The following is a 7,573-nucleotide window of genomic DNA, read 5'->3' on the forward strand; positions in this document are numbered from 1 at the left end:
TCTTGGGCCACAACGGGGGTGACAGAGTTACCCCCCCCCCCCCCGCCCCGCCGCCGGGGGGCGGGGCGGGGGCCCGCCGGTCGGGGTCGAGGGTCGGCGGCGGGCGGTGGGAGTGAATCAGGAGCGGTTTCCGGCCAGCAGTGCCGCGTCCTGCTCGGGTGTCAGCCCCGCGGGGCTGCGCACCGTACGCAGTGGTGGTTCCCCGTCCAGTGAACGCAGCCACGCCCAGGTGTCCGCGACCGTCTCGGCGACCGGGCGGCAGCGCAGGCCCGCGGCGAGGGCCCTGGACACATCCGCCTGGTGCATCGCGTCATGCGACTCGCCGCGCGGGATCCAGATGGGCAGATCGGTCCAGGGGGCGACCCCCGCCCCGGTGATCGCCTCCTCGTCGAGCCAGCACAGCCGGGCGTCCGCTCCGGTGACCCGGACGCACTCCTCCAGCAGTTCGCCCATGGTCGTGTGCCCGGACGGGCTCACCACGTTGTACGCGCCCGACACACCCTGGCCCGAGGCGTCCAGCAGCCACTCGGCCAGATCGCGTACGTCGATGTACTGCAACGGCAGATCACGGGGGCCGGGCGCCGGGACCGGGCCGCCCCGGGCCACCCGGTTCAGCCACCAGGGCAGCCGACCGACGTTCTCCCAGGGGCCGATGATCAGACCGGCACGCGCCAGCAGAGAGCGCTCCGCGCCGAATTCCCTGATCGCCGCCAGCTCACCGCCCAGCTTGTCGCGTGCGTAATCGGTGGACTCCGCGTCGGCGGCGGCCCCCTCGACCAGCGGGCCGTCCTCGTCCATGCCCGCTGTCGGCGGCCACGCGTAGACGGAGCGGCTGGACACATACGCGTAGTGCCCCGCCCGATCGGCGAGCAGCCGTGCCGCGTTCTGTACGGCCCGGGGCGCGGACGACCAGGTGTCCACCACCAGGTCCCAGTGCCCGTGTGTCGCGGCTTCCTCTTCGATCGCCTTCAGCCCGTCCGGCGCCTCCCGGTCGCCGTGCAGCACGGTCACCCCGTCGGGGGCCGGATGCAGCCCCCGGTGGAACACCGTCACCTGCCAATCGCGTGCGAGCGCGGCCGTCACGACCGCCCGGCCCACGAACTCCGTCCCGCCCAGTACAAGAAGTCTCATGATCGTGACTCTGCCGTCCCGCGGCCGGGTCGGCGACCCGTTCCGCTCGTGGGAGAACGTTTCCGCTGCCAGGGGAATCGGGAACTCCCAGAACGTTCAGAGGGCCCTGGGCTGCCGTTACCGGTGGACATGATGGCACCATGTCCGGGCCATGACGGATACCCGGTCGCCGATGCGCACCCTCCGAGCCGCGCTATTCGCGGCGGTGTGCTCGACTTTGGCGGCAATGGGGCATTCATCCCTGTCTGGGCACGACCTGCCGCCGGCCGCGCTGGTCGGCGCGTTCGCGGTGAGCGGGGGAGCGGCCTGGCTCGCGGGCACCCGCCGCAGGGGCGCGTTCTCGATCGGTGCCGGGCTGCTGACCGTCCAGGGCGCCCTGCACCTGATGTTCACCGGCTCCGACACCCACACCGCCTCGGCACACGGGGGCGGGCGGACGCATCTGACGGGCACGGACTCCATGGCGCTCGATGCCATGGCGGGCGCCGCCGGCGACCCCGCCGTCCTGGCGCCCGCACCCTTCACTCCGTCCATCGGCATGGTCACCGCCCATGTCATCGGCGCTCTGGTCTGCGCGCTGTGGCTCGCACGCGGCGAATCGGCCTTCTTCCAGCTCGCCCGCACCATCGGCTGCCTCGCCTTCGCACCCCTGCGCCGGGTGCGCCGAGTCCTCGCCGTCGTCCGGGTCCCGGAGCTGCCGGGACGGCCCATGCCGCCCCGCACCCGCGCCGCCCGGCGTCTCGAAGGAGTCGTACTCGCCCACGCGCTGTCGCGGCGCGGTCCGCCGTGGCAGTCAGCCACCCGCGACACGGCCCCCGGAGCGTACGTCTGACCGGGGACCGCTACTCCCCATGTCAACGCACAAACCAGAGGACTGCCGAGACTGCCATGGCCATTGACGACTCTGTGAGACCAGAAGAGCCGGCCGCCGGTTCACCGGACACCGCCACCGCGGCCCCCGCACCCCGCTCCTCCACCTGGAGCGCGCTGCGACCGCTCGTTCTGCGCATCCACTTCTACGCGGGATTGCTCGTCTCCCCGCTGCTGTTCATAGCCGCCACCACGGGACTGCTGTACGCCGTCTCGCTGCCCGCGGAGAAGGTGCTCTACAGCCATGAGCTGACCGCCGACGCGGGCTCCGCCACGATCCCGCTCGACACCCAGGTCTCCACGGCCCGCGAAGCACACCCCGAGGGCACGGTCACCGCCGTGTGGCCGTCCCCTGAGGAGGGCGCGAGCACCAGGGTGCTCATGCAGAGCCCCGAGGTCGCCGAGGGCAAGGAACTCACCGTCTTCGTCGACCCGTACACCGGAAAGGTGCGCGGCGAGCTGGAGACCTCCGGCGACGCGCTGCCGCTACGCGGCTGGCTGTCGGGTCTCCACTCGAACCTCCAGCTCGGTGAGACCGGTCGTCTCTACAGCGAGATGGCCGCGAGCTGGATGTGGGTGGTCGCACTCGGCGGTCTGCTGCTGTGGATCGGCCGCAAGCGGGCAAGCCGCAAGGCGCTCTTCGTGCCCGAGCGCTCCGCCACCGGCCGCCGCAGGACGCTCTCCTGGCACGGCTCCGTCGGTCTGTGGGCCGTGCTCGGCCTGCTCGTACTCTCCGCCACCGGTCTGACCTGGTCGACCTACGCCGGTGCCAACATCGACAAGATCCAGACCCAGCTCGGCGGGGCCACCCCCGCGGTCTCCGCCGCACTCGACGGTCAGGAATCCGGCGGCGCCCACCAGGGCCACGGGGCCGGACACGGCACCACCCCGCAGCCGGCCACCGGCCCGGACGTCGGTCTGGACAAGGTGGTCGAGGCGGCGCGGGCGGAAGGCGTCGAAGAGCAGATCCAGATCACCCTGCCGAGTGAGGGCCAGGGGTATGTGGTCAAGGAGCGCGACCGTGAGTTCCCGGTCCATCTCGACACCGTGGCGGTCGACCCCGCCGACGGACGGGTGATGGACAAGCTGGCGTTCGAGGACTATCCGCTGCTCGCCAAGCTGACCCGGTTCGGCATTGACCTCCACATGGGCTACACCTTCGGCCTGGTCAACCAGCTCGCTCTCGCGGGGCTCGCGGTGGCGCTGATGTTCCTGGTGGGCTGGGGCTACCGCATGTGGTGGCTGCGCAGGCCCACGAAGGAGCGCAAGCTGACCGCCGGCCGGCCGATGCCGCGCGGCGCCTGGCGCAAGGTGCCGGTGACCATGCTGCTGCCGCTGGCCGCGGTGACGGCGCTGGTCGGCTGGTTCGTGCCGCTGCTCGGCATCAGCCTGCTGGTCTTCCTCGTGATCGACATCGTGCTGGGCCTCGTGGCACGGCGGAGGGCCGGGGCGCAGGCCTGAGACACGTCCGCATCCGCGGCCGGCGATGCGGGCCGGGACGGTTCCTGAGCCGACCCGGCCCGCATCGCGCGTCCACCCTCGCCGCAACGCCGTCGAAGCCGCTCAACCGGCTTCACGCCGGAAGGCGCGTGGGCATGGTGCGTTGCCGGCATCACGATCACATGACTTGCACCGGGTTCCTCAGCACCTCGATCAGACTGGCGTAACTGTCGGAGCCGTGCCCCGCGGCCTTCGCCCGCCGCATCGCGTCCCTCAGCAGTTCGGGCAGGGCGTTGTCGATGCCCCGGAGTGCCGCTGCGTGGATGAGGTGGCCGATGGCGGCGATCTGCACATCGACGGTGGCGTCGTCGCCCGGATAGCGCCCGGCATCGACCTGGGGCGCGTAGGTGGTGAGGAACCCGGCCACCGCCGTCAGCCACCGGATCGCGACGGGCGTGAACTCCGTGGCCGGTGTCTTGTCGTCCGCGCCGACCAGCGCGGCACCGTGCAGCCAGCCGGTCATGGCCGACCACATCAATCCGAGGAGTGCCGCGTCGTACAGGGAGGCCGAGCCGGGGTCGGAGCCCAGGTACACGGGATCACCCAAGGCCGCCAGAGTCGGACGGTGGGTTTCGAACACGTCGCGCGAGCCACTGTAGAGGAACATCATCTCGGGGCTTCCCACACCGGGCGGGGTGGTCATGATCGCGCCGTCGAGGTAGTCGATGCCCAGGCAACGGGCCCAGGCTGCGGCCTCATGAGCCTGCTCCGGTGAACCCGAGGTGAGATTGATCAGCGTCTTCCCCGTGATGGCGCCGGCGGCAGGGTCGAGGGCGGAATGGAGGGCGTCGTAGTCGAGCACGCACACGAGGGTGAGCGGGCTCGCGGAAACCGCCTCATCGGGGGTCGCGGCCAGCCTGGCTCCGCGGTCGACCAGCGGCTGCGCCTTCGACGCCGAGCGGTTCCACACGGTGAGGGGGTGGCCCCGGTCCAGCAGGGCGGTGGCAAGAGCCGAGCCCATCGAGCCCAGCCCGATGACGGTGACGGCATGTCGGTCGCTATTCATGGCACAACTCCTCAGAGATCACTGCGTGTTGGTCGATCACGCGGTGACCACGCTCGCAGCGTCCGGCGAGCCGGGACAGTGACACCGGTGACGGCTGCCACCAAATTCCTGCCATACGATTCGGGCTATGGGTGCCGGATCTGTCGCCGTCGTCGTGACCGAGGAACTGCCCGTCCCCTCGTGGGACCTCTACGAACTGAGCATTCCGTGCACCGTCTTCGGAACGCCGCAGCCCGACCTCGCAGACCCCTGGTACGAGTTGCGACTGTGCGGCATCGATCAGCCTGCGCAGGACGGCGCGATGCCGGGAGCGGGCCTCTCACTGCGGACGAGGTACGGGCTCGACGACCTCGCGGACGCCGACACGGTGATCGTTCCCTCTGTACCCGACTCGTGCGTGGACGAGGGCGCACCGCTGCCGCAGAAGCTGATCACCGCCCTGCGCGGCGCCTACGACGCGGGTGCCCGTATGGTCTCGCTGTGCACCGGGGCGTTCGCGCTCGCCGAGGCCGGACTGCTCGACGGACGCCGCGCCACGGCCCACTGGATGCACACCGCGCAACTTGCCGAGCGCTACCCGAAGGTCCACGTCGACGACTCCGTGCTGTACGTGGACGACGGCGATGTGCTCACCAGCGCCGGGCTCACCGCCGGCCTCGACCTGTGCCTGCATCTGGTGCGGCGCGACCTCGGTGCGCACGTCGCCAACCAACTGGCGCGCCGGATGGTCGTTCCGGCGCACCGCCCCGGCGGCCAGGCGCAGTTCATCGACCTGCCGGTACCCGAGGCGGACGATCAGGGACTCGTCCCGGTGCTGGAATGGGCACGCGCTCATCTGGACCAGCCGTTGACGGTCGACGAGCTGGCACGGAGGGCGGCGATGAGTCCCCGGACGTTCTACCGCCGCCTCCGGGCCGCCACGGGGCTAACTCCCCTCCGGTGGCTCCTCGAGCAGCGGCTGGGAAGGGCCCGGACGCTCCTGGAATCGACGGATCTTCCGGTCGAGAAGATCGGGGAGCTGAGCGGCCTCGGTACCGCGAACAACCTTCGGCATCATTTCCTCAGGCAGGTCGGGGTGTCACCGAGCGACTACCGGCGCGCGTTCCCCTGCCCGACCGCCGCACAGGTGAGCCGTGGCACGTCCTGACGCGGAAGACTAGGGGGCGTACTTGTAGCCGACCCGCCGCACGGTCTGGATGGTGTGGCGGTGCCCTGCCCCCAGCTTGCGGCGCAGCCGGGCCACATGGACGTCCACGGTCCGGCCGTCGCCCACATGGCCGTAGCCCCAGACGGTCTCCACCAACTGGTCGCGGGTGTGCACCCGGTGCGGATGCGCTACCAGATGGGCCAGCAGTTCGAACTCCAGGTAGGTGAGATCGAGAGCCCGACCGTCGACGGCGGCGGTCCGCCGGGCGGAGTCGACCACCACCGGCCCTTCACTGCCCCCGTCCTCATGTGGGCCGCGGCCCTCGGCCGCACTTTCGTACTCGGCCACCGAAGTGGCCGCAGCGGACACCGGGGCCACCGGTGTCACGGCAGGCAGCGGGGACAGCGACGGCTGTTGACCGGTCGCCGGTACGAGCACGAGGTATCCGACCATCGGCGGGCGGCCCGGGAGGCTGGGCAGGGTGTGCGGCGGCGCGGGCAGCCAGGTGGCGCCCGGTGGAAGGAAGTCCGCGACATGCGCGGTTTCGTCCGGAGCGACGGCCCGGAGCCGGTGCCGCGCGTTCGTGACAGCGGTGTTCGCCATGAGGAGGTCAACTCTTTCGCGCAGAGGAATGATCGAGCGGATACGCCGTGCGCGTCGGCCGAAGGCGCCCGGACCGAGGCGGTCCGAGGGCTTTAGAGGGCCGACGTGTTCCTCAGGCGGCAACACACACGGTCGTAGTCGTGGTGCTGACGGGACGGCCAGAACGGCTCGAGGTCGCTGTCACCGCGACCGTTCGCGAAGTCCTGGGAGCTGGCCATGGCCTCATTGAAGCAGAGAAGGCAGGGCGGCAGCAGACCCTGTCTCACTGCGCGGACACCCGGGTGTACACGGAGTGGACGCCGATGAGGAACCCAAGTGGCCTGCCACCAAGGGACGCTGAGGCAGTCGTCACCCCACCAGGCGCTTGCGCCACTCCAGCGGTGTCACCGTGATCGTCTCCCCGGGGTTGCCGTTCCAGTCCACGGACAGGCCCACGGCGGCGAGTGCCGCCACGACCTCCCGGCCGATGGAGGCGGTGGTCTCCGATGAGCCGTCGAACCCGCCGTACAGCAGGTCCAGTCCGCGGCCGGCTGCCGCTGAGTCCGTGCACTGCGTGTGGAAGTAGACGAAACCGCGTGCGTCCGGTGAACCGGCGGCGCCTATCTCGGTCTGACCGCAGCTTCGGCAGCAGGTGAAGTGCTCCCGGGCGGTGACGCCGCCCGCTTCCAGGGCTGCGAACGCACGGCCTATCCGCTCAGGGTCGGTCTCGCCCTGCCAGCCTGACTGCTCGGCCACCCGCTCCAGCCACAGCCTGTCCACCAGCTCCCGGGCCTGCTGGGACGTCACCGGGTGGTGGTCGCCGTCGACCAGGTAGTCCTCGGCGATCTCCGCCAGCTGGGCCCGTGTCCCGTAACCGCCGACGAGCAGTTCGCACACCCGCCGCTCCAGCAGTTCGCGGTCCTCGTGGTCCAGGTCCAGCGGCGCGGGCTCCGGTGCCGGCATGTCCAGAAGCGTCCAGCCCAGACCGGCGTCCCAGCCGTCCTGCTGCCGTGCCCAGCCCAGCATGGCCGCGGTCACCGTCTCCGGGTCGTCGACCAGCACCTGGAAATGCCGGTCGTGGCCGCCGTCGCGGTGCTCCAGCGTGTAGTCCCCGCCGGTCTCGTGCCAGACCTGGACGTAGACATCGGGCAGGTCCGGTATGCGCTGGACGACGAGGTAGTTGTCGCCCCTGGTGCCGATCCGCCGCACCAACTCGTCGAGCTGTTGCGTCGTCGGACGGACATGCCGCCGCTGGTCCTCGGTCTGCACGGTGATCGCAAGCATGCGCACCACCATGGCAGAGCCCACTGACAGCGGACGGGCCGCCAGCCGGATTC

7 protein-coding genes are annotated in these 7,573 nt (G+C 70.9%); 3 read left to right on the plus strand and 4 right to left on the minus strand.

Annotation, left to right across the window (positions count from 1 at the left end; translation table 11 throughout):
* Nucleotides 1-117: 117 nt before the first annotated feature.
* A complete protein-coding gene (locus tag ACFWI9_RS31110; RefSeq protein WP_387167680.1) occupies nucleotides 118-1,131 on the minus strand; it encodes an NAD-dependent epimerase/dehydratase family protein in 1,014 nt (337 codons plus the stop codon).
* Between the two features lie 226 nt (nucleotides 1,132-1,357).
* Here ACFWI9_RS31110 and ACFWI9_RS31115 point away from each other — a divergent pair, with 226 nt between their 5' ends.
* Both ACFWI9_RS31115 and ACFWI9_RS31120 read left to right on the plus strand, forming a co-directional pair.
* Complete coding sequence (locus tag ACFWI9_RS31115; protein ID WP_387167683.1) at nucleotides 1,358-1,963, plus strand: hypothetical protein; 606 nt, start codon at nucleotides 1,358-1,360, stop codon at nucleotides 1,961-1,963.
* A gap of 56 nt (nucleotides 1,964-2,019) precedes the next feature.
* Entirely contained in the window at nucleotides 2,020-3,462 is a 1,443-nt protein-coding gene (locus ACFWI9_RS31120; protein WP_387167685.1) for a PepSY-associated TM helix domain-containing protein, read from the plus strand.
* Between the two features lie 157 nt (nucleotides 3,463-3,619).
* Here the strand turns inward: ACFWI9_RS31120 and ACFWI9_RS31125 are convergent, their stop codons facing one another.
* Nucleotides 3,620-4,507: an NAD(P)-dependent oxidoreductase gene (locus tag ACFWI9_RS31125; protein ID WP_387167688.1), complete on the minus strand. Its 888-nt coding sequence runs from the start codon at nucleotides 4,505-4,507 to the stop codon at nucleotides 3,620-3,622.
* Between the two features lie 127 nt (nucleotides 4,508-4,634).
* Here ACFWI9_RS31125 and ACFWI9_RS31130 point away from each other — a divergent pair, with 127 nt between their 5' ends.
* The gene (locus ACFWI9_RS31130; RefSeq protein ID WP_387167691.1) at nucleotides 4,635-5,654 is read left to right on the plus strand and encodes a helix-turn-helix domain-containing protein; all 1,020 of its coding nucleotides are present in this window, start codon (nucleotides 4,635-4,637) and stop codon (nucleotides 5,652-5,654) included.
* A 9-nt stretch (nucleotides 5,655-5,663) separates the two neighbouring features.
* Here the strand turns inward: ACFWI9_RS31130 and ACFWI9_RS31135 are convergent, their stop codons facing one another.
* Nucleotides 5,664-6,257: a winged helix-turn-helix domain-containing protein gene (locus tag ACFWI9_RS31135; RefSeq protein WP_387167694.1), complete on the minus strand. Its 594-nt coding sequence runs from the start codon at nucleotides 6,255-6,257 to the stop codon at nucleotides 5,664-5,666.
* A 348-nt stretch (nucleotides 6,258-6,605) separates the two neighbouring features.
* On the minus strand, nucleotides 6,606-7,520 hold the full coding sequence (locus ACFWI9_RS31140) for a DUF6891 domain-containing protein (RefSeq protein WP_387167697.1): 915 nt from the start codon (nucleotides 7,518-7,520) through the stop codon (nucleotides 6,606-6,608).
* Nucleotides 7,521-7,573: the final 53 nt, after the last annotated feature.

It is taken from the genome of Streptomyces sp. NPDC127084, from assembly GCF_042724175.1.
Classification (GTDB): Bacteria; Actinomycetota; Actinomycetes; order Streptomycetales; family Streptomycetaceae; genus Streptomyces.

Coding starts and splice junctions, on each gene's coding strand:
- ACFWI9_RS31125 (WP_387167688.1), bottom strand. CDS start 4,507: ATGAATAGCGACCGACATGCCGTCACCGTCATCGGGCTGGGCTCGATG.
- ACFWI9_RS31120 (WP_387167685.1), top strand. CDS start 2,020: ATGGCCATTGACGACTCTGTGAGACCAGAAGAGCCGGCCGCCGGTTCA.
- ACFWI9_RS31115 (WP_387167683.1), top strand. CDS start 1,358: ATGGGGCATTCATCCCTGTCTGGGCACGACCTGCCGCCGGCCGCGCTG.
- ACFWI9_RS31130 (WP_387167691.1), top strand. CDS start 4,635: ATGGGTGCCGGATCTGTCGCCGTCGTCGTGACCGAGGAACTGCCCGTC.
- ACFWI9_RS31110 (WP_387167680.1), bottom strand. CDS start 1,131: ATGAGACTTCTTGTACTGGGCGGGACGGAGTTCGTGGGCCGGGCGGTC.
- ACFWI9_RS31135 (WP_387167694.1), bottom strand. CDS start 6,257: ATGGCGAACACCGCTGTCACGAACGCGCGGCACCGGCTCCGGGCCGTC.
- ACFWI9_RS31140 (WP_387167697.1), bottom strand. CDS start 7,520: ATGCTTGCGATCACCGTGCAGACCGAGGACCAGCGGCGGCATGTCCGT.